The organism is Xanthomonas massiliensis, from assembly GCF_900018785.1.
GTDB lineage: Bacteria > Pseudomonadota > Gammaproteobacteria > Xanthomonadales > Xanthomonadaceae > Xanthomonas_B > Xanthomonas_B massiliensis.
The window spans coordinates 873,780-892,574 of the sequence record NZ_FCOY01000007.1 but is presented as its reverse complement, the minus strand read 5'-3'; the positions used below and the strand labels follow the sequence as shown (position 1 = coordinate 892,574).

12 protein-coding genes and 1 pseudogene are annotated in these 18,795 nt (G+C 71.9%); 8 read left to right on the top strand and 5 right to left on the bottom strand.

Annotated elements, in window-relative coordinates; genetic code table 11:
• Positions 1 to 22: 22 nt before the first annotated feature.
• The 5 genes and pseudogenes from BN3794_RS14105 to budC form a co-directional block, all read left to right on the top strand.
• Positions 23 to 724: pseudogene (locus BN3794_RS14105) on the top strand (IS3 family transposase); the annotation flags it as partial.
• A 196-nt stretch (positions 725 to 920) separates the two neighbouring features.
• Positions 921 to 1,340, top strand: coding sequence for a hypothetical protein (locus tag BN3794_RS14100; protein ID WP_066098261.1), 420 nt, complete (start codon positions 921 to 923; stop codon positions 1,338 to 1,340).
• Positions 1,341 to 1,434: 94 nt separating this feature from the next.
• Positions 1,435 to 2,532, top strand: coding sequence for a DUF3182 family protein (locus tag BN3794_RS14095; protein WP_066098259.1), 1,098 nt, complete (start codon positions 1,435 to 1,437; stop codon positions 2,530 to 2,532).
• 13 nt (positions 2,533 to 2,545) lie between these two features.
• The gene (locus tag BN3794_RS14090) at positions 2,546 to 3,433 is read left to right on the top strand and encodes an alpha/beta hydrolase family protein (protein ID WP_066098257.1); all 888 of its coding nucleotides are present in this window, start codon (positions 2,546 to 2,548) and stop codon (positions 3,431 to 3,433) included.
• A gap of 116 nt (positions 3,434 to 3,549) precedes the next feature.
• Positions 3,550 to 4,317 carry a meso-2,3-butanediol dehydrogenase gene (gene budC / locus BN3794_RS14085; RefSeq protein WP_066098255.1) on the top strand — a complete coding sequence of 256 codons (768 nt, stop codon included), beginning with the start codon at positions 3,550 to 3,552 and terminating at the stop codon, positions 4,315 to 4,317.
• Between the two features lie 60 nt (positions 4,318 to 4,377).
• Here the strand turns inward: budC and BN3794_RS14080 are convergent, their stop codons facing one another.
• Positions 4,378 to 6,216 (bottom strand): monovalent cation:proton antiporter-2 (CPA2) family protein, encoded by a 1,839-nt coding sequence (locus BN3794_RS14080; RefSeq protein ID WP_066098253.1) that lies wholly within the window; start codon positions 6,214 to 6,216, stop codon positions 4,378 to 4,380.
• A gap of 286 nt (positions 6,217 to 6,502) precedes the next feature.
• On the opposite strand from BN3794_RS14080, the gene mgtE reads away from it, so the two are divergent.
• On the top strand, positions 6,503 to 7,873 hold the full coding sequence (gene mgtE, locus BN3794_RS14075; protein WP_066098251.1) for a magnesium transporter: 1,371 nt from the start codon (positions 6,503 to 6,505) through the stop codon (positions 7,871 to 7,873).
• Between the two features lie 859 nt (positions 7,874 to 8,732).
• Positions 8,733 to 9,596, top strand: a complete 864-nt coding sequence (locus tag BN3794_RS14070; RefSeq protein ID WP_066098925.1) for an NAD-dependent protein deacetylase — start codon at positions 8,733 to 8,735, stop codon at positions 9,594 to 9,596.
• A gap of 224 nt (positions 9,597 to 9,820) precedes the next feature.
• Here the strand turns inward: BN3794_RS14070 and BN3794_RS14065 are convergent, their stop codons facing one another.
• The 4 genes from BN3794_RS14065 to BN3794_RS14050 form a co-directional block, all read right to left on the bottom strand.
• Entirely contained in the window at positions 9,821 to 12,205 is a 2,385-nt protein-coding gene (locus BN3794_RS14065) for a TonB-dependent hemoglobin/transferrin/lactoferrin family receptor (protein WP_066098249.1), read from the bottom strand.
• A 134-nt stretch (positions 12,206 to 12,339) separates the two neighbouring features.
• Positions 12,340 to 13,821 (bottom strand): DUF2271 domain-containing protein, encoded by a 1,482-nt coding sequence (locus BN3794_RS14060; RefSeq protein ID WP_066098247.1) that lies wholly within the window; start codon positions 13,819 to 13,821, stop codon positions 12,340 to 12,342.
• 217 nt (positions 13,822 to 14,038) lie between these two features.
• Entirely contained in the window at positions 14,039 to 14,959 is a 921-nt protein-coding gene (locus BN3794_RS14055) for an EF-hand domain-containing protein (RefSeq protein ID WP_066098245.1), read from the bottom strand.
• A 40-nt stretch (positions 14,960 to 14,999) separates the two neighbouring features.
• The gene (locus BN3794_RS14050) at positions 15,000 to 15,800 is read right to left on the bottom strand and encodes a DUF4198 domain-containing protein (protein ID WP_066098243.1); all 801 of its coding nucleotides are present in this window, start codon (positions 15,798 to 15,800) and stop codon (positions 15,000 to 15,002) included.
• 218 nt (positions 15,801 to 16,018) lie between these two features.
• Here BN3794_RS14050 and BN3794_RS14045 point away from each other — a divergent pair, with 218 nt between their 5' ends.
• Positions 16,019 to 18,724 carry a bifunctional acetate--CoA ligase family protein/GNAT family N-acetyltransferase gene (locus BN3794_RS14045; protein ID WP_066098240.1) on the top strand — a complete coding sequence of 902 codons (2,706 nt, stop codon included), beginning with the start codon at positions 16,019 to 16,021 and terminating at the stop codon, positions 18,722 to 18,724.
• Positions 18,725 to 18,795 lie beyond the last annotated feature (71 nt).

The following is an 18,795-nucleotide window of genomic DNA, read 5'->3' as shown; positions in this document are numbered from 1 at the left end:
AGGAAATCACTGGGTCATTACAATCGCCGCCACGCGCGTGCGCTACGGCTTCCGCCGGATCTTCGTGCTGCTGCGTCGGGAGGGCTGGAAGGCCAACCACAAGCGGGTCTATCGGCTGTACTGCCAGGCAGGGCTCAACCTGCGGCGCAGGCGACCACGCCGGCGCAAGGCCGCGGCCCATCGCCTGGAGCGCACTGTGCTGACGGCGCCCAACCAGGTCTGGAGCATGGACTTCGTCGCCGATGCCCTGTTCGATGGGCGTCGCTTCCGGGCGCTGACGGTCGTGGACAATTTCACCAAGGAGAGCCTGGCCATCGAGGTCGACCAACAGCTCAAGGGCGAGGACGTGGTGACGGTGATGGAGCAGCTACGCCACCAGCGTGGCGTGCCGCAGCGGATCCAGACCGACAATGGCAGCGAGTTCGTATCGATCGTGATGGACCGCTGGGCCTACGACCACGGCGTGGTCATGGACTACTCCCGCCCGGGCAAGCCCACCGACAATCCGTTCATTGAATCGTTCAACGGCAGCTTCAGGGACGAGTGCCTCAACACCCACTGGTTCCTGTCGCTCGACGATGCCCGCGAGAAGATTGAAAACTGGAGAGTCGATTACAATCATTTCCGGACGCACTCCTCGATCGGCGATGTCCCGCCGGCCGAGTTCGCCGCCCGGTTCGCTTCCCAACCCAAGGCCGAATTTTCCAGTTCTGCTCGGGCCTAATGCGGGGAGGAGGTCACCAAGGCCGAATTTTCCAGTTCTGCTCGGGCCTAATGCGGGGAGGAGGTCACATCCACCCGGTTCGTGCACGAGGCATCCGGGCGTGGCCATCGCTTGCGCGATCTTGCCGATATCGTCACCCGGGGCTAACCGGGCAGCCGCAGAATCGAGGGTGCGTGATGGCATCGGAGACCCGGCAATGATCGATACCCGGTTGCAGAAGATCGACGAGGCGCTCGGGGCGATGGGCAGCGAGGCGCTGTCCGGCAAGGCGGCGCTGTGGCGCTGGGCCTACCGCGAGATGCTGCACGAGACCCTGACCGGCATGCACCAGCTGGCGCAGCTGCTGGGCATTGCCGACCAGGTCGCCGCCGGCTGGCGCGCGCCGGTGGACATCGATGCCTCGTCGCCGCGCTTCCTGGCGCCGGCCGCTCTGGCCGACCGCCGCCTGCCGGCGGTACGGGGCAGCATCGACGACGTGGCTGCCCGCGAGGTGCGCGTGGCCCTGTGGCGGGCCGAATACGCGCGGCTGGTCGCCGCGACGCTGCGCGGCATGCATGCCCTGGCCGGCAAGCACCGCATCGTCGAGCACACCGCCGCCAGCTGGTTGCCCTGCTGAACCCGGCCGCGCCGGCCGCGGTAACGTCCGATTTCCTCTCCCGTCCCCCTGCCGCGCCGGCCGCGATGCCGGCCGGTCTCCTGCTGGAGTCGCCATGGTCGAGCCGGCCCGCCACACCCAGGTCGCGAGCGTGGTCGTCCGCGAGCGTCCCGACCACGGCCACGAGGCGGCCACCCACGCCTGGATCGTCGCCGAGGTGGCGCGGCTGATGGGCCTGCCCGATGCCGGTACGGTGCCCGGCGATGCCGGCGGCAGTTACTGCGTGCCCGACGACACGCTCACCGCGGCCCAGGCGCGGCGCCTGGGCCTGCGTGACGAGCACGACCTGCTCGGTGGCGTGGTGCCGCATGCCTTCGTCGCCACCAAGGTGGTGACCCATCCGCTGGTGGACGCGCACGCCGCCGCGCCGCGCGGCTGGAACCGCTCGCTGGGTGCGCAGCTGCGCGAGGCCACCGTGCCCGGCTTCGCCGCCTTCGCCTTCGACGACGCCTGCCGTGCGCATGCGCTGCTGGCGCCAGGCGGGCCGGTGCGGTTGAAGCTGCCGACCGGGGTGGGCGGCCTGGGCCAGGTGCTGCTGACCGACGGGGCGCACCTGCGCGCCGTGCTGCAGGACATCGGCGCAGCGTACCTGGCCCGCCACGGCGTGGTGCTGGAACACCACCTCGAACGGCCGGTGACCTTCAGCGTCGGCCAGGTGCGCTGTGCCGGCGTCTGCATCGCCTACTGCGGCACCCAGACCACGGCGGCGAACCGCGAGGGCAAGCAGGCCTATGGCGGTTCGGACCTGTTCGCGGTGCGCGGCACGTTCGAGGACCTGCTCGGCGGCGAGCTGTCGCCGGAGCAGCGCGATGCGGTGGCCAAGGCGCATGTGTACGACCGGTTCATCGCCCAGGCCTATCCTGGTTTTTATGCGTCGCGCCGCAACTACGACGTCATCGCCGGGTTCGATCGCGACGGCCACCGTCGCAGCGGCGTGCTCGAGCAGTCCTGGCGCGTCGGCGGCGCGACGCCGGCCGAACTGGCGGCGATCGAGGCGTTCGCGCGCGATCCGGCGCTGGGCCGCGTCGCCGCCTCCACCCGCGAGCAGTACGCGCTCGCCGCGCCGCCGCCGGACGCGCAGATCTACTACGCCGGCGACGACGCGCGTGTCGGCCCGCTCACCAAGTACCGCACGGTGACCCCCTCCGCCTAGATCCGCATTGCCCATGGACACCAAGCTCTCCAGCATCGAGATCCCGGTCGACGGCGACGAACTGGCCGGCACCCTGATCAGCCCCACCCACGGCATGCCCGGCGTGCTGTTCGTGCACGGCTGGGGCGGCAACCAGCACCACAACCTGGTGCGCGCACGCGAGGCGGTGGGCCTGGGTTGCGTGTGCCTGACCTTCGACCTGCGCGGCCACGAGGGCCTGGCCTCGATGCGCGAGACGGTGACGCGGGCGCAGAACCTGGACGACCTCAAGGCCGCCTACGACCGCCTGGCCGCCTCGCCGCAGGTGGATCCGGAATCGATCGCGGTGGTCGGCCTGAGCTATGGCGGCTACCTGGCCACGCTGCTCACGCTCGAGCGCCCGGTGGAGTGGCTGGCGTTGCGCGCACCGGCGCTGTACAAGGACGCGCACTGGAACGACCCCAAGGTCTCGCTCAACGAGGATCCGGACCTGATGGCCTACCGGCGTCGCCGCATCGAACCGCAGGACAACATCGCCCTGGCCGCGTGCCAGGGCTTCGAGGGCGACGTGCTGCTGGTCGAATCGGAGAACGACGTGATCGTGCCGCACCCGGTACTGCAGAACTACGCCCGCGCCTTCTCCAATGCGCGTTCGCTGACCTCGCGGCTGATCAAGGGCGCCGACCACGCCCTTACCGACAAGGTGCACCAGCTCGAATACACCCGCTACCTGATCGACTGGCTCACCGAGATGGTGGTCGGCCGCCGCGTGGCGCTGGCCAAGGCGGTGGTGGCCGAGCGCAAGGACCGGCTCAAGCAGCTCAAGGGCGAGGCGGCGGTGTCCCCGGGCACGGGCTCCAGGGAGTTCCAGGGCGACATCCAGGCGCACGAGCGCAGCTCCGAGCGCGCCACCTCATCCTGAGAGCAGCATCGCGCGGCGTCGCAGCGTCGCGGTGTCGCGGCGTTCACGCCGGCTCGCCACCGTCTTAACGCGCCGGGTCTAGGGTGGGGGCAACCCTTTCGCCCAGGAGATGGCCCATGGATTTCAGCAGCAGGACCGTGATCGTCACCGGCGCCGCCTCCGGCATCGGCAAGGCCACCGCACAGGCGTTCTCCAGGGCCGGCGCCAACGTGGTGCTGGCCGACTGGCACGAGCGGGCGCTGCGCGAGGTCGAGCAGGCACTGCCGCGCGAGCGCACCCACGCCGTGGTCGCCGACGTCGGCGACGCGGCGCAGGCACGCCACGTCGTCGACGAGGCCCTGCAGCGCTTCGGCGAGCTGCACGTGGTGTTCAACAACGCCGGCATCCTGGTCGAGGGCGCCCTGGAGCAGACCAGCGAGGACGACTGGGACAAGATCTTCCGGGTCAACGTCGCCGGCGTGTTCCACGTGTCCAAGGCCGCGCTGCCGCACCTGAAGAAGTACAAGGGCTGCATCGTCAACACCGCCTCGGTGTCCGGCATCGGCGGCGACAAGGGCATGGCGGCCTACGACGCGGTCAAGGGCGCGGTCGCCAACCTCACCCGCGCCATGGCCATCGACAGCGGCCGCGACGGCGTGCGGGTGAACGCGGTGTGCCCGACCTTCACCCGCACCGGGATGACCGAGAAGATGCAGCAGGATCCGCAGACGCTGAAGAACTTCGTCGCGCGCATCCCGCTGGGCCGCGTCGGCGAGCCGGATGACATCGCCCGGGCGGTGTTGCTGCTGGCCAGCGATGCGGCCGGCTTCATCACCGGTGTGAACCTGCCGGTGGACGGCGGGTTGAGCGCGTCCAACGGCCAGCCGTTGTTCGAAGGCGAGTAGGCGGCCGGGCGCGGGACGGCCGGTGGCCAGCGCCGCCCGCCCCCGCACCGCATCGTCCGCTCAGGGCTTGGCCGGCCCCGGCGGCGGTTCGGGCGCCTCCGGTGGCGCCGGATCGCCGACGTCGGCCTCGAACAGTTTGGTCAGGTCGCCGCGGGCCTCGCGCGCGGTCTGGATCAGCGCGGCCTCGTCGTCGTAGACCAGGTACTGGCGGCGCAGCAGCTCCTCGTCGTGCTCGCGGAAGCGCTCGGCATGGGCATGCGCGGTGGCGGTGGGCACGCCCAGCTCCACCAGCACGCGCTCGCCCAGCTCCAGGCTGGAGCCGAACACCTCGCGGAACGGCTCGGCCCCCAGGTCCATCAGCTTCCAGGCGTGCTGGCGGTTGCGCGCGCGTGCCAGCACCCGCGCCTGCGGGTACATGCGCCGGATCAGCCGCACCGCCTTGATGTTGGTCTCCGGATCGTCCATGGCCACCACGAACACGCGGATACGGTCCGCGCCGGCCGCGCGCAGCAGGTCCGCGCGGGTGGGGTCGCCGTAGTAGAGCTTGTTGCCGAAGCGGCGCAAGTCCTCCACCGTCTCCGGGTTGTGCTCCAGCGCCACGAACGGGATGTGCTGGGCGGTGAGCAGGCGCGCGACGATCTGGCCGAAGCGCCCCATGCCGGCGATCAGCACCTGCGGCTGCTGTTCCTCGACGGTGTCGTAGCGCGCGTCGCGCTCGCGCTGGCGGCGCGCACGCTCGCGCTCGGCGGTCTCGGAGGCGCCCATCAGGCGCTGGGCGGCGATCAGCAGCAGCGGGGTCAGCGCCATGGACATGCCGACGATGGCCACCAGCCGGTCGTGGTTGGCGCGGCCGAGCAGGTGCACGCGCTGGGCCTCATTGAACACGACGAAGGCGAACTCGCCGCCGAGCGAGAGCAGGATGCCCAGCAGCACCGCGCTGCGCACCGGCAGCCGCGCCAGCCGGGCGATGCCGAACAGCACCGCGAACTTGACCGTCATCAGCGCGACCACGCCGATGGCGATCAGCGCCGGCTCGTCGGCCACGCGCTGCAGGTCGATGCCCATGCCCACGGCGATGAAGAACAGGCCCAGCAACAACCCCTGGAACGGCTCGATCTGCGCCTCCAGTTCGTGGCGGAACTCCGAGTCGGCCAGCAGCACGCCGGCCAGGAACGCGCCCAGGCTGGGGCTCAGCCCGGCCTGCTCCATGAACCAGGCCGTGCCCAGCACCACCAGCAGCGCGCTGGCGGTGAACACCTCGGGCATGCGCGTGTAGGCGACGACGCGGAACAGGTAGCGCAGCAGCCAGCGCCCGAACAGCACCACCAGCGCCAGCGCACCGAACGCGCGCACGGCGTCCTGCCAGGTCAGCGCGTCGCCATGCGAGCTGCCCAGCAGCGGCACCGCCACCAGCAGCGGGATCGCGATCAGGTCCTGGAACAGCAGGATGGCGAAGGCCAGGCGACCGTAGTCGCCGTTGAGCGCCTTGCGCTCGGCCAGCAGCTGCAGGCACACCGCGGTGGAGGACAGCGCCAGCGCCACGCCGACCACCAGCGCGCTGCGCCAGGGGAAGTGGTCGAGCATCAGCAGCGCGCCGAGCAGCACCGCGCTGGCCAGCACCTGCAGGCTGCCGGAGACGAACACCGGCCGGCGCATCACCTTCAGCCGCGACGGCGAGACCTCCAGGCCGATCACGAACATCAGCATGACCACGCCGATCTCGGCCGCGTCGAGGATGCGCTCGCTGCCGGTGACGAAGGCCAGCCCGTACGGGCCCAGCACCACGCCGGCGACCAGGTAGGCCAGCACCGCGCCGAGGCCGAACTTCTTGAACACCGGCACCGCGACGATCGCCGCCAGCATCAGGACCAGTGCCAGTTCGAGACCGCCGGTATGCATGCCGAGCCTTTTCCTTGGGGGCAGGCAATTATGCGGCCTGCGCATGACGGCCGCTGGCGCCGGGGCCTGAATGCACCGTTCCGCGGTGGATTGACCGCCATGCCGGGCGGGCGCAGACTTGCGCGCCACGGCGCCTCCTGGCGCCGGACGATCCTTTCCGGAGTCCCTTCCATGCCCAGCGACAGTCACGGCCGATCTCGTCCGTCGCCGGCCATGGCGTCCGCCTGATATTCCGGGCGGTTCGCCTGCCGGCGCGATCCCTCGTGCCCCCTTCCAGGCGAACCCCATGATCCGCAACGACACCCTGCATCCCACGGGCGAGACCGCCCGCCTGCTCGAGGCCCTGCAGCCGCTCAACACCGCCGACGCGGTGGAGCGCCTCAACACCCTCGAGCCCGACCAGGCCGCCGCCGTGCTGGCCGCGCTGTCCGACCCGCGCGCGGTGAAGATCCTCGAGCAGCCCGAGCTGGCCGACGCCAGCGCGCTGGTGGAGCGGCTGCCGGAGGCGCGCGCGGCCGCGCTGATCGGGCAGATGGCCGACGACCGCGCCGCCGACATCTTCCACGAGCTCGACGAGGCCACCCGCGAGCGCCTGATCTGGCGCCTGAGCCACGAGGCGCGGCTGTCGATCCGCAAGCTGATGCGCTACCCGCCCAACACCGCGGGCAGCCTGATGACCACCGAGTTCGCCAGCGTGCCGGCCGACTGGACCGTGGGCCAGACCCTGCAGTACGTGCGCGAAGTCGAGCGCAGCCGCGAGACCGTCTACGCCATCTACGTGCTCGACCCGGACAGCCGCGCGCTGCGCCAGGTGGTGACCATGCGCCGGCTGATCACCGGCATGCCGGACGACCCGATCCTGGACGTGGCGCAGACCAACCCGCCGGTCACCGTTGGCCCGCTGCTCGACCAGGAGGAGGTCGCGCGCCTGATCCGCCGCCACGACCTGCTGGCGATCCCGGTGGTGGACGCGCAGCACCGCGTGCTCGGCATCGTCACCGTGGACGACATCCTCGACGCGATGATCGCCGAGTCCACCGAGGACGTGCACAAGTTCGGCGGTGTGGAGGCGCTGGACAAGCCGTACATGCGCCTGGGCTTCCTGGAGATGATCGGCAAGCGCGCCGGCTGGCTGAGCGTGCTGTTCCTGGGCGAGATGCTCACCGCCAGCGCCATGCAGCACTTCTCCGACGAACTGGCCAAGGCGGTGGTGCTGACCCTGTTCATCCCGCTGGTGATGAGCTCGGGCGGCAACTCCGGCTCGCAGGCGACCTCGCTGCTGATCCGCTCGCTGGCCCTGCGCGAACTGCGCCTGCGCGACTGGTGGAAGGTGGCCCTGCGCGAGATCCCCACCGGCGCCACGCTCGGGGCGATCCTGGGCGTGCTGGCGATGGCGCGCATCACCGTCTGGCAGCTGGCCGGCTTCTACGACTACGGCCCGCACTGGCCGATCCTGGCGGCCACCATCGCCTGTGCGCTGGTGGGCATCGTCACCTTCGGCTCGCTGTCCGGCTCGATGCTGCCGTTCATCCTGCAGCGCCTGGGCTTCGACCCGGCCAGCGCCTCGGCGCCGTTCGTGGCCACGCTGGTGGACGTGACTGGGCTGGTGATCTATTTCAGCATCGCCGCGCTGATCCTCGGCGGCACGCTGCTGTAGCGGCCCCGTTCCGCCCGTACCCCGGGCCGGGCGGCCGCCGAGCCGAGCCGTGCACGACGGGTAGCGCGCGGCAGCCGCGGAGCCGGGCCAGGCGCATGACGCGACGCCGTCGGCCGGAGCGATGCCGGCCGCGCCGGAAAGCCCGGGCTGCCATGACTGCGTCCATGCTGGCGGGGACGAATGCGTTCCGCCGGCGATGGCCCGTGCATCCGTGGCCCGGCGGGTGGCAGCCGGGACCTGCCCGCCCCGCGTGTCTTGCCGTGCAGACGGGTAGCGCGCGGCAGCGGCGGAGCCGCGCCAGGTGTATGGCCCGACGCCGTCGGCTGGAGCGACGCAGGTCGCGCCGGAAAGCCCGGGCTGCCATGACTGCGTCCATGCTGGCTGGATGGGACGAATGCGTTCCGCCGGCGATGGCCCGTGCATCCGTGGCCCGGCGGGTGGCAGCCGGGACCTGCCCGCCCCGCGTGTCATGCCATGCACGACGGGTAGCGCGCGGCAGCGGCGGAGCCGGGCCGGGCGCATGGCCCGGCCGCCGTCGGCCGGAGCGACGCAGGTCGCGCCGGAAAGCCCGGCCGGCCACATGCGTCCACGCCGGCTGGCGAAATGGATGCGTTTGCGAGATGGCGTCCGGGGTTTCGCCCGTTGGTCCGGTTGGTTCGGGTATTCCCCTGCGCGCCTGGCCGCGCTCCCGGCCGTGCGCCGGTTCCCGGAGTGGAGTCGGGGTCGGAGGAAGCCGGGTGCGCAGCGGTGACTGCCGCGGTGCGGCGCGAGCGAGGCATCGAAGCGGATGCGCCGGATCCGCTTCGACGTGGCGCACGGGGCCGGGCCAGGGACCCGCCGCATGGGCTACATTGCGGCCATGTCCGCTCCCGCTCCCTGTCCCGACGATCGTGCGCCCGCCAGCCTGCAGGCCTTCGTGCAGCGCCACCGGCGCCTGTTCGTGGTCACCGGCGCGGGCTGCAGTACCGCCTCGGGCATTCCCGACTACCGCGACCTGCACGGCCAGTGGAAGCGGCCGCAGCCGATCGCCTTCCAGGCGTTCATGGGCGATGAGGCGGTGCGCCGGCGCTACTGGGCGCGCAGCCTGGTCGGCTGGCGCCGCTTCGGCCAGGCCAGGCCCAACGCGGTGCATGCCGCGCTGGCGGCGCTGGAGGCGGCCGGGCGCGTCGAGCTGCTGCTGACCCAGAACGTGGACCGCCTGCACCAGGCCGCCGGCAGCCGCGCGGTGATCGACCTGCACGGGCGGCTGGACCGGGTGCGCTGCATGGCCTGCGCGCTGCGCTACGACCGCGCCGCGTTCCAGCGCGCGCTGGAAGCATCCAACCCGGACTGGACGGACCTGCAGGCAGGCCTCGCCCCGGATGGCGATGCCGACCTGGACGGCGTGGATTTCTCCGGGTTCCGCGTGCCGGCATGCCCGGCCTGCGGCGGGCTGCTCAAGCCCGACGTGGTGTTCTTCGGCGAGAACGTGCCGCGCCCGCGCGTGGACACGGCCATGGCGCACCTGCAGCGCAGCGACGCGGTGCTGGTGGTGGGGTCCTCGCTGATGGTGTGGTCCGGCTTCCGCTTCGTGCGCGAGGCGGCGCAGCGGGGATTGCCGGTGGCCGCACTCAACCGCGGCCATACCCGCGCCGACGACCTGCTGGCGCTGAAGGTGGAGCAGGACTGCGCCGATGCGCTGGCCTTCGTCCTGCAGGGGGACGGCGTGGCGGCCGGCGGTTGAGCCGATCGCCGCGCCGGCATGGCGCCTTCCCGTCGTCGCGCCTGCCCCGGCGGAAAAGCGGTTTTCCATCCTGGATGAGGTCATCGCCGGCTGCCGGCCGCGGCCGATCGGCGCCGGCTCCAGCCAGGCCGAATGCGGGGTCTCGCCGCACCCGCCGTGGGTGGCCCGGGCACGGTGCCTCGCCTGGCAGGCGGCGCCGGGGCTGTCCCGGCGCCGCGACGCGCTCAGAGGAAGTCGTAGCTGATCGTGAAGCGCACGTTGCGCCCGGGCTGCGACCAGCGGCCGATGCCATCCGCGCTGGTGTTGCCCTGGAAGATCGTGGTGCCGTTGCCGACCGTGCGCACCCGGTTCCACAGGTAGTACTCCTTGTCGAACACGTTGTAGACGCCGGCGGTCAGGTGCAGCTTCGGGGTGATGTCGTAGCTGCCGAACACGTCCAGCAGGGTGTAGGCGCGGGCCTTGTAGGCGTAGTACGGGACCACCTCCGCGCCGTAGCTGGCGTTGGTGATGCTGGTGCCGTAGTCGGACGGGTCCTTGCGGTCCTGGTGGGTGAGGTTGGCCGTCGCGCTCCAGCGTCGCGACGGCGCGTTGTAGCTCACCCCGAGCACCGTCTTGGCCGGGCTGATGCTGCCCAGCGGCTGGCCGTCGTTGTCCTTGCCCTTGTTGTAGGAATAGGCCAGGTGGCCCAGCCAGTCGTCGCTGATGAGCCACATGCCCTCGGCTTCCACGCCCTTGACCGTCACCTCGCCGCGGTTGATCGGCATGGTGTAGGTGTAGCCGTTGCTGACCGTGCCGCGGCTGTCGCGGTACTGCACGTCCGCGTCGGCCAGGTACTGCGCGGTGTCGATGAAGTTGCTGTACTTGTCGCGGAACACCGACACGCCCAGGCGCAGCCGGTCGCTCTGGTAGCGCCAGCCGGCCTCGAGGTTGAGGCTGCGCTCGGCTTCCAGGTCCGGATTGCTGCGGCCGTCGGGCACGGTCACCGTGGCGCCGTCGGAGACGCGGGTGTAGTCCGTGGTCGAGGCGCTGCCGTACATGTCGTTGACGCCCGGGGCACGGAAGCCGCGGCCGACCTGGGCCCACAGCGACTGGGTGTCGGTGGTCTTGAACTCCGCGCCCAGGTTCCAGGTCGGCGAGGAGAACTTGGCGGTGCCGACGCTGCCGGCGGCATCGACGTAGCCGGACTCGCCGCCGGCGCTGGTGCCGGTGTGCGGCACGTACTTGTAGCTGTCGTAGCGCACCCCGCCGGTCAGGGTCAGGCGGTCGTCGAGCAGGCGCGCCTTGTCGCGCACGTAGGCGGTCCAGTCGGTCTCCTTGGTGTCCGGCCACAGCGAGTCGTCGGTCTCGCGCGAATACAGGGTGCCGTCGTTGCCCCAGCGCGAGTCCACCGAGTTCCAGTGGATCTTGCTCTGCTGCCAGGCGGCGCCGTAGACCAGTGCGTGGTGCACGCCGCCGGTGTCGAAGCCCTTGTCCAGGTCGATCGCCACGCGGTCGGTCTTCTGCGTGTCCCAGCGGTTCTCCTGGCGGCTGCACGGCACGGCGGTCGAGCAGCTGGTGCCGTAGGTGCTGGCGGTGCCGTTGGCCACTTTCACGTTGGTCTGGCCCTGGATGTAGTTCTTCTGGTGGTCGACGGTGGCCTCCAGGGTGTCGAACAGGCCGATGCCGGCCTTCCAGGTGTACTTCAGGCCGTAGCGGTCGCGGTCGTTGCGGTCCACCGCGCTGCGGAAGTAGTACGAGCCAGTGCCGTCGCTGCGGGTCCAGTTGTCGACGTCGTTGGTGGCGCGGGCGCGCTCGTAGACCAGGCCCAGGGTCTGGGTGTCGGTGGCCAGGAAGTTGAGCTTGGCCAGCAGGTTGTCGCTGTCGCGGTCGATCGGGTCGGGCGTGCGCCGGCCCGGGCCGAGCCGGTCGACGGTGGTCTTGTACCAGGACTCGGTCTCGTGGCCATTGCGCTGGGTGTACACCAGCAGCGATTCGAACCTGCCGCTGCGGTTGGCGAAGGTCAGCGTGCCCATGTTCTCGTCGCTGGAGCCGGTGTAGCCGTACTTGATCGCGCCGTAGCTGTCGTTGCCGTGGGCCTTGAGGAAGTCGCCCGGGTCCTTGGTGGTGAACATCACCGCGCCGCTGAGCGCGCCGCTGCCGGCGGTGATCGCGTCGGCACCCTTGATGATCTCCACGCTCTTGACCGCTTCCAGGTCGACGCTGCCGCGGCCGGAGCGGAAGAACTCGTAGGGCTGGTAGGTGCCCGGGTCCATGCTCTGCGGGAAGCTGATGCCGTCCAGGGTCATCGCCACGCGGTCGGCCTCCAGGCCGCGGATGTTGAAGCCGTTGAAGCCGGCGCGGCCGAGGTCGACCATCTCCACGCCGGGCACGTAGCGGATCGCGTCCTCCATGCTCTGCGCGCCCTGCTGCTGCAGGTCCTTGGCCGAGAGCGTGGTGACGTTCTGGGTGTCGGACTTCTTGCGCGTCTCGACGACGTGCAGGGTGTCGAAGGTGGTGTCGACGTCGGCCTCCGCCTCGGCGGCGGCCGTACCGGCGTCGGCGTGGCCGGGCAGGGGCGTGGACAGGCAGGACGCGACCGCCAGGGCGATCAGGGTGGGACGGATTTTCATGGTGGACTCCGCAGGGTGGGGAAAGGGACACCGCCGCCGCGTCGTGCGGGGCGGGGAGTTCCTGGCTGCGGAGGGCCGGCGGGCCGGCGGACGCGTTGCTGGGAAGGAATTGCCGGGGAAGGAACGGGGACCGGCTAGGTGCCGGATGGCGCGACGGCCAGCGAGATCAGGCCGATCTCCGTGTGGCCGTGGCGCTGCACCGGGCGCGTACCGTGGGCATCGAGCCGGAACGGCAGTTCGAGTAGTTCGTGGCCGCCCCGCTGGCGCGCGGCCTCGACATGGACCACGTAGGTGCCCGGCGGCAGTGCCCGGCCGCGATCGTCGCGGCCGTCCCAGGCCACCGAGTAGTGGCCGGGCAGGCGCGTCGGGCGGGCGATGCCCTGGATCGCCGGCAGGTCGTCGCGGCCGTAGCGGCGCCACCATTGCGGCAGCTCCGCCAGGTAGTGCGAGCGGTCGCCGAGCACCAGCAGCTGGCGCACCGGTTCGCCGTCGGGGCGGGCGATCCACAGTGCCAGGTAGGGCGCGTGGTAGCGGCCGCCCGCGGGCAATGCCGGCGTCGGGATCTCGTAGTCGAGCACCAGCCGTTCGCCATCGTGCAGCAGCGCGGCGCCGCCGGCACCGGGTGCCAGCAGCGCCGGCCAGCCCTCCGTGGCGAACGGCACGCCGCTGTCGCTGAGCACCAGGGCCTGCACGCCGGGCAGCGAGGCGGCCAGCTGCAGGCCGTCGCGGATCGGCATCACCGACAGCGCGGTCGCCAGGGCATCGGCGCTGGCGGCATCGTCGGCGGTCACCGTCGCCGACGGCGCGAACTGCATCGGCCAGCCCGACAGCGGATCGACGATGTGGCTGTACAGGCGCGCGCCGACCAGGAATCCGCGGCTGGCATGGCCGCTGGCGGCGATGGCGCGGCTGTGCAGGGCGAGTACCGCCAGCGCCGTGGTGTCGTTGTCGCGCGGGTGGCGCGCGTCGGCCACCGCCACCTGCCAGGGCGCGGCGTGCCCCGGTGCCTGCCAGTAGCGCGCATCGCCGCCGATGTCGAGCTTGATCGCCGTGGCGTCGGGCGCGGCCGCGCGCGCCGCGGCCAGCGCATGGTCGAGGATGTAGCCCTTGGCCAGGCCGTCGATGTCGAACCGCACCGCGGCCGGGCGCGTCAGCGGCCCCTGTGCCGGCACCTGGAAGTCTGCCTGCGCGGCCGCCGTGGCCAGCGCGCGCAGTTCGCCGCGCGCGGGCAGCTGGCCGCTGCGCGCGGCCTCGCGCCAGCGTTCCAGCACGGTGCCCAGGCGGCAACTGAACAGCCCGTCGGTGCGCGTGCGCCACTGTTCGCACAGGCCCAGTACCTCGCGCAGCTCCGGCGATACCGGCTGTGCACCGGTTCCGGCGTTGAAGCGCGCCAGTTCGCTGTCCGCACGCCAGCCGCTGAGCCGTGCGTCCAGGCGTTCGATCTCGGCCAGCACCGCGTCCAGCGCCTGCTGCGCCTCGGCCGGCGGTGCCTCCAGGCTCATCTCGAAGGACGTGCCGAGCACGTCCTCGCGCTGGAACTGCTGCGGCGCGTCGGCGGCGGCGGTGGCCGCGACGGCCAGCAGCGCCAGCACGGCGAAGGGAAGATGCGGGTTCATGGACACATCCGGATCGGGAAGGGAAAGACGCACGCGCCGCCACGCTTCCCCGCGGGAAACGGCACGCGAATACGTCACGGGCTGGCCGGGCATCGCACAGGCCCCGGGCGCGATCGCCGGGCGGACATCGCCCCGTCGTTTCCCCGGGCGTTCCCGCCGGGGCGGCAACGGGAACGCCGGCACCGCACCGCGGTGCCCGGTACGGGATGGCGCAGCGCTAGGTGCGGTCGCGCTTGGGCGGCGGCAGCTGTGCGTCGGCGGCATCGACCGTGCCGTCGTGGTTGCGGTCGGCGGTGTCGAACAGGCGCTTGCCGGACGCCTGGTACTCGGCGAAAGTCATCTTGCCGTCCTTGTCGGTATCGAGCACGCCGAAGCGCACGTGCGCCTGCTTGTCCTCACCGTCCTCGAGCAGGGCGATGCGGCGGTCCAGGCGGTCCTCGTACTCGGCCAGGTATTCGTCCTGGTCGATCTTCCCGTCGTGGTCGCGGTCGCTGCGGGCGAACTGCGCGTCGCGGGCGCGTTCGTATTCGGTGCGGTCCACCTTGCCATCGCCGTTGCCGTCGTACAGCGCCAGGAAGCCCTCGGCGGAATGGCTGGTCGGCATCGCCAGCAGGCCGCGGCGGTCGTCGAAGCCGGCGGCGCTGCCCTTGCCGTTGCCCTTGCCGGTACCGCCGGCCTTGCCCGGGCGTGCCTCGCCTGCCGCCTGCGCCAGCGCGCGCTGGCCGCTCTGCCAGGTCTTCTCGCCGGTGGCGTCGAACTCGGCGCGCGAGATCCTGCCGTCCTTGTCGGTATCGATGGCGGCGAAGCGGGTGCGGGTCTGGGCGAGCTGGCCGGCGCGTTCCTGCTCGACCTGGCGTTGCACGCGGTCGGCGAACTCCTGCACGTACTCGGTCTCGTCCACCACGCCGTCGTGGTTGGCGTCGGTCGCGTCGAAGCGCTGGCGCCGGAACCGTTCGAACTCGGCCCAGGTCACGCGGCCGTCGTTGTCCAGGTCGTGCTCGGCGATGAATGCCTGCACGTTGTTGCCGTGGCCGCCGACCAGCGGCCGCGGCGCCGCCGGGGCCTGGGCCTGGCTCTGGGCCTGGGCGAGCGGAGCGAGCGCGCACAGCAGCGCGGCGGCGAGGATGCCGGTTTTCATGGGGAAGTCTCCAGGATTGCGGGGAAGGGGAGGAACGGGATCAGGGTGCGAGCACGCGGAACACGAGCGTGTAGCTGTTGCTGTATTCGGGGACCGGCGCGCCGGCCGGGGCCGGGCTGCGGTAGCGGGCCAGGGCCAGCCAGGTGCCGGCCTGGCGCAGCGCGAACGTGGCATGGCCGCGCGCGTCGGTGGTCACCGTCGCGGCCTGCGGGGGGCGATCGGAGGTCCATACCGCCTCGGTGATCTCCACCTTCTGCCCGGCCAGCGGCTTGCCGTCGTACTGCACCAGGAACTCGAACGACTCGCCCACGTACAGGTCGTCGGGATGGGTGACGGGCACGAACTCCAGGCCGCTGCCGCGGGCGGCCAGCGCGCCGCGGTCCGGGGCACCGACGCTGACATAGGTCTCGGCCCGGGTCAGCGACTGGAAGTCGGAGATCACCTTGGCCCCGGCCGGGATCTTCACCGCCGGGTCGCGCGTGCTTTCACGCTTGCCGTCCCGCTCCCACGTCCGGAACAGCGCGCCCAGGCGCGGGCCGGTGCCCAGGCGGTAGGTGCCGTGGGCGTCCGCGGGCAGGGTGTACTCGGCGACCGTGCGCGTCTTCATCACCTGCACCGCATCGACGGCGGCCGGCTGGCCGGCGGGCGTGGTCACGGTGAAGCGGCTGTCGTCGAAGGCGACTTCGGGGACGAAGAAGGTCTCGGCGAAGGACGCGTCCAGGGCGATGGTCTGGCCGGCGCGCGGGGCGAAATCGCTGGGCGCCAGGTAGGGAGTGTGCGCGGCGGCGCAGGCGGTCATCGCCCAGAGCAGGGCGCCGACAGGCAGGGACAGCGGCTTCATGCGGATTCCCGGAGAAAGGAGGGGAGGAATCGCTGGCGAGAAGGCCGTGTGCGGCGGGCTGGCGGGGCGTGATTCTGAACCTATCGAGAATCGTTATCAACACCGGCGTTGCGGCGTGGCGTGGCGGCCGCCTGCCTGGCCGCATCGCGTCATGTGCCGCGGGCGGGGGCGCGTGTAACGTGGCGGTCCGTGACCGGTCCCGACCCGACGCCTTCCCGATGAGCACCTACCACCTGCAGCAGGTCTTCCGTCCCGCCTCGGTCGCCGTGGTCGGCGGCAGCCCGCGCGAACGCTCGGCCGGGCGCGCGGTGGTGCGCAACCTGCGCGCGGCCGGATTCCCCGGCCGGATCGGCTGGATCAGCCCGCGCTACCCGGAGATCGACGGGGTGCGCACGGTGCGCAAGCTCGGCGCGCTGGGCTGGGTGCCCGAGCTGGTGGTGATCACCGCGCCGGCACGGATGGTGCCGCGCATCGTCACCATCGCCGCCAAGCTCGGCGTGGCCGCGGCGATCATCCTCACCGCCGGACTGGGCGAGGGCCCGGGCTCGGCCGCCGAGAAGGTGGAAGGCACCGCGCGCGCGCACGGCCTGCGCATCCTCGGCCCGCACTGCCTGGGCGTGATCGCCCCGCATGCGCGCCTGAACGCCTCCATCGCCGCGCACAGCCCGCAGCCGGGCGACCTGGCGCTGATCTCCGAGTCCAGCGCGATCGCCGCCGCGCTGGTGGAGTGGGGCGTGGCGCGCTCGGTCGGGTTCTCGGCGGTGGTGTCGCTGGGCGAGACCGTGGACGTGGACTTCGGCGACCTGCTGGACTACTTCGCCACCGACTACCGCACCCGCGCCATCCTGCTGTACGTCGAGCAGATCGGCGATGCGCGCAAGTTCATGTCGGCCGCGCGCGCGGCCGCACGCGCCAAGCCGGTGGTGGTGGTCAAGTCCGGCCGCGCCCGTACCGGCAACCCGCATGCCGAGACCCACGTGCAGGCGCTGGCCGCCTCGGACCTGGTGTATGGCGCGGCCTTCGCCCGCGCCGGCCTGCTGCGCGTGAACGCGCTGGACGAACTGTTCGCCGCGGCCGAGACCCTGGGCCGGCTCGGCACCTTCCCCGGCCGGCGCCTGGCCGTGCTCAGCAACGGCGGCGGCGTGGGCAAGCTGGCGGTGGACCAGCTGGCCGCGCTCGGCGGCACCCTGGCGGGGCTGTCGCCGGCGACCGTGGAGGCGCTGGACCGCCACCTGCCGCAGGGCTGGTCGCGCGCCAACCCGGTGGACATCGTGGTCGACGCCGACGGCGAGCGCTACGCCGAGACCGTGCAGGCCCTGCTGGACGACCCGGAGAACGATGCGGTGCTGGTGGTCAACGTGCCCACCGCCTTCACCTCGTCGGTGGACGTGGCCCAGGCGCTGACCCGCACCCTGGCGCGGCGCCCGCACCACTACCGCGAGAAGCCGGTGTTCGCGGTGTGGCTGGGCAACGACGACCACGCCACCGCCGCGCTCAACGGCGCGCATGTACCGACCTATGCCACCGAGTCCGACGCGGTGCGCGGCTTCATGCACCTGGTGCGCTACCGCGAGGTGCATGCCGCGCTGATGGAGACGCCGCCGAGCCTGCCGGAGGAGTTCGTGGTGGACGCCCAGGCGGCGCGCACCCTGGTGGAGCGCGCGCTGGCCGAGGGCCGGCGCTGGCTCGACCCGATCGCCACCAACGCGCTGCTGGCCGCCTACGGCATCCCCACCGTGCCGGTGCGCTTCGCCCACGACGGCGCCGAGGCCGCGCAGGCGGCCGAGCCGCTGCTGGCCGCCGGCGCGGCGGTCGCGGTGAAGGTGCTTTCGCCGGACATCGTGCACAAGTCCGACGTGGACGGCGTGCGCCTGAACCTGGCCAGCGCGCGGGCGGTGCGCGAGGCCGCCGACGGCATCCTGGCGCGGGCGCGGCAGGCGCGCCCGGACGCGCGCATCGACGGGGTGATCGTGCAGGCCACCCTGCAGCGGCCCAAGGCGCGCGAGGTCGTCGCCGGCATCGCCGACGATCCCACCTTCGGCCCGGTGATCGTGTTCGGCCGCGGCGGCACCGCGGTCGAGGTGATCGACGACAAGGCCATCGGCCTGCCGCCGCTGGACCTGCGCCTGGCCCACGAGCTGATCGGGCGTACCCGCGTCAGCCGCATCCTCAAGGCCTACCGCGACGTGCCGGCGGCCAACGCCGAGGCGGTGGCGCTGGTGCTGGTCAAGCTGGCGCAGCTGGCCGCCGACATCCCCGAGGTCCTGCAGCTGGACATCAACCCGCTGCTGGCCGACCGCGACGGCGTGGTGGCGCTGGACGCGCGCGTGGTGGTCGGCCCGCCGCGGCGCCTGCACAAGGGCCGCGGCCACCCGCGCTTCGCCATCTTCCCCTACCCCAAGCAGTGGGAGCGCTGGATCGCCCTGGGCGACGGCGCGCGCGCGTTCGTGCGCCCGGTGCGGCCGGAGGACGACGCGCTGTTCCGCGCGTTCTTCGCCCGGGTCACCGACGACGACCTGCGCCTGCGCTTCTTCCAGTCGGTCAAGCACTTCAGCCACGAGTTCATCGCCCGCCTGACCCAGCTCGACTACGCGCGCTCGATCGCGCTGGTGGCCATCGACCCGCGCAGCGGCGACATGCTCGGCGCGGTGCGCCTGCACGCCGACGCGGACTATGCCGCCGGCGAGTACGGCATCCTGGTGCGCTCGGACCTGAAGGGCCACGGCATCGGCTGGCAGCTGATGCGCATCATGATCGAGTACGCGCACTGGCTCGGCCTGAAGACGGTGGAGGGCCAGGTGCTGCGCGAGAACCGCGGCATGCTGGCCATGTGCGAGACGCTGGGCTTCCGCATGCGCCCGGACCCGGAGGACTCGGCGCTGATGCTGGTCAGCCTGCCGGTGGCGCCGAACGTCGGCGCCTGACGCCTGACGCCTGACGGTGGCGCATCCCGCGGCCCCGATCATGGGGACCTTCCGGCCGGTCCCGGGGACCC

What these genes read in the sequence shown, in the direction of transcription:
- BN3794_RS14100 (WP_066098261.1), top strand. Translation starts at nt 921, where the DNA reads ATGATCGATACCCGGTTGCAGAAGATCGACGAGGCGCTCGGGGCGATG.
- BN3794_RS14095 (WP_066098259.1), top strand. Translation starts at nt 1,435, where the DNA reads ATGGTCGAGCCGGCCCGCCACACCCAGGTCGCGAGCGTGGTCGTCCGC.
- BN3794_RS14090 (WP_066098257.1), top strand. Translation starts at nt 2,546, where the DNA reads ATGGACACCAAGCTCTCCAGCATCGAGATCCCGGTCGACGGCGACGAA.
- budC (WP_066098255.1), top strand. Translation starts at nt 3,550, where the DNA reads ATGGATTTCAGCAGCAGGACCGTGATCGTCACCGGCGCCGCCTCCGGC.
- BN3794_RS14080 (WP_066098253.1), bottom strand. Translation starts at nt 6,216, where the DNA reads ATGCATACCGGCGGTCTCGAACTGGCACTGGTCCTGATGCTGGCGGCG.
- mgtE (WP_066098251.1), top strand. Translation starts at nt 6,503, where the DNA reads ATGATCCGCAACGACACCCTGCATCCCACGGGCGAGACCGCCCGCCTG.
- BN3794_RS14070 (WP_066098925.1), top strand. Translation starts at nt 8,733, where the DNA reads ATGTCCGCTCCCGCTCCCTGTCCCGACGATCGTGCGCCCGCCAGCCTG.
- BN3794_RS14065 (WP_066098249.1), bottom strand. Translation starts at nt 12,205, where the DNA reads ATGAAAATCCGTCCCACCCTGATCGCCCTGGCGGTCGCGTCCTGCCTG.
- BN3794_RS14060 (WP_066098247.1), bottom strand. Translation starts at nt 13,821, where the DNA reads ATGAACCCGCATCTTCCCTTCGCCGTGCTGGCGCTGCTGGCCGTCGCG.
- BN3794_RS14055 (WP_066098245.1), bottom strand. Translation starts at nt 14,959, where the DNA reads ATGAAAACCGGCATCCTCGCCGCCGCGCTGCTGTGCGCGCTCGCTCCG.
- BN3794_RS14050 (WP_066098243.1), bottom strand. Translation starts at nt 15,800, where the DNA reads ATGAAGCCGCTGTCCCTGCCTGTCGGCGCCCTGCTCTGGGCGATGACC.
- BN3794_RS14045 (WP_066098240.1), top strand. Translation starts at nt 16,019, where the DNA reads ATGAGCACCTACCACCTGCAGCAGGTCTTCCGTCCCGCCTCGGTCGCC.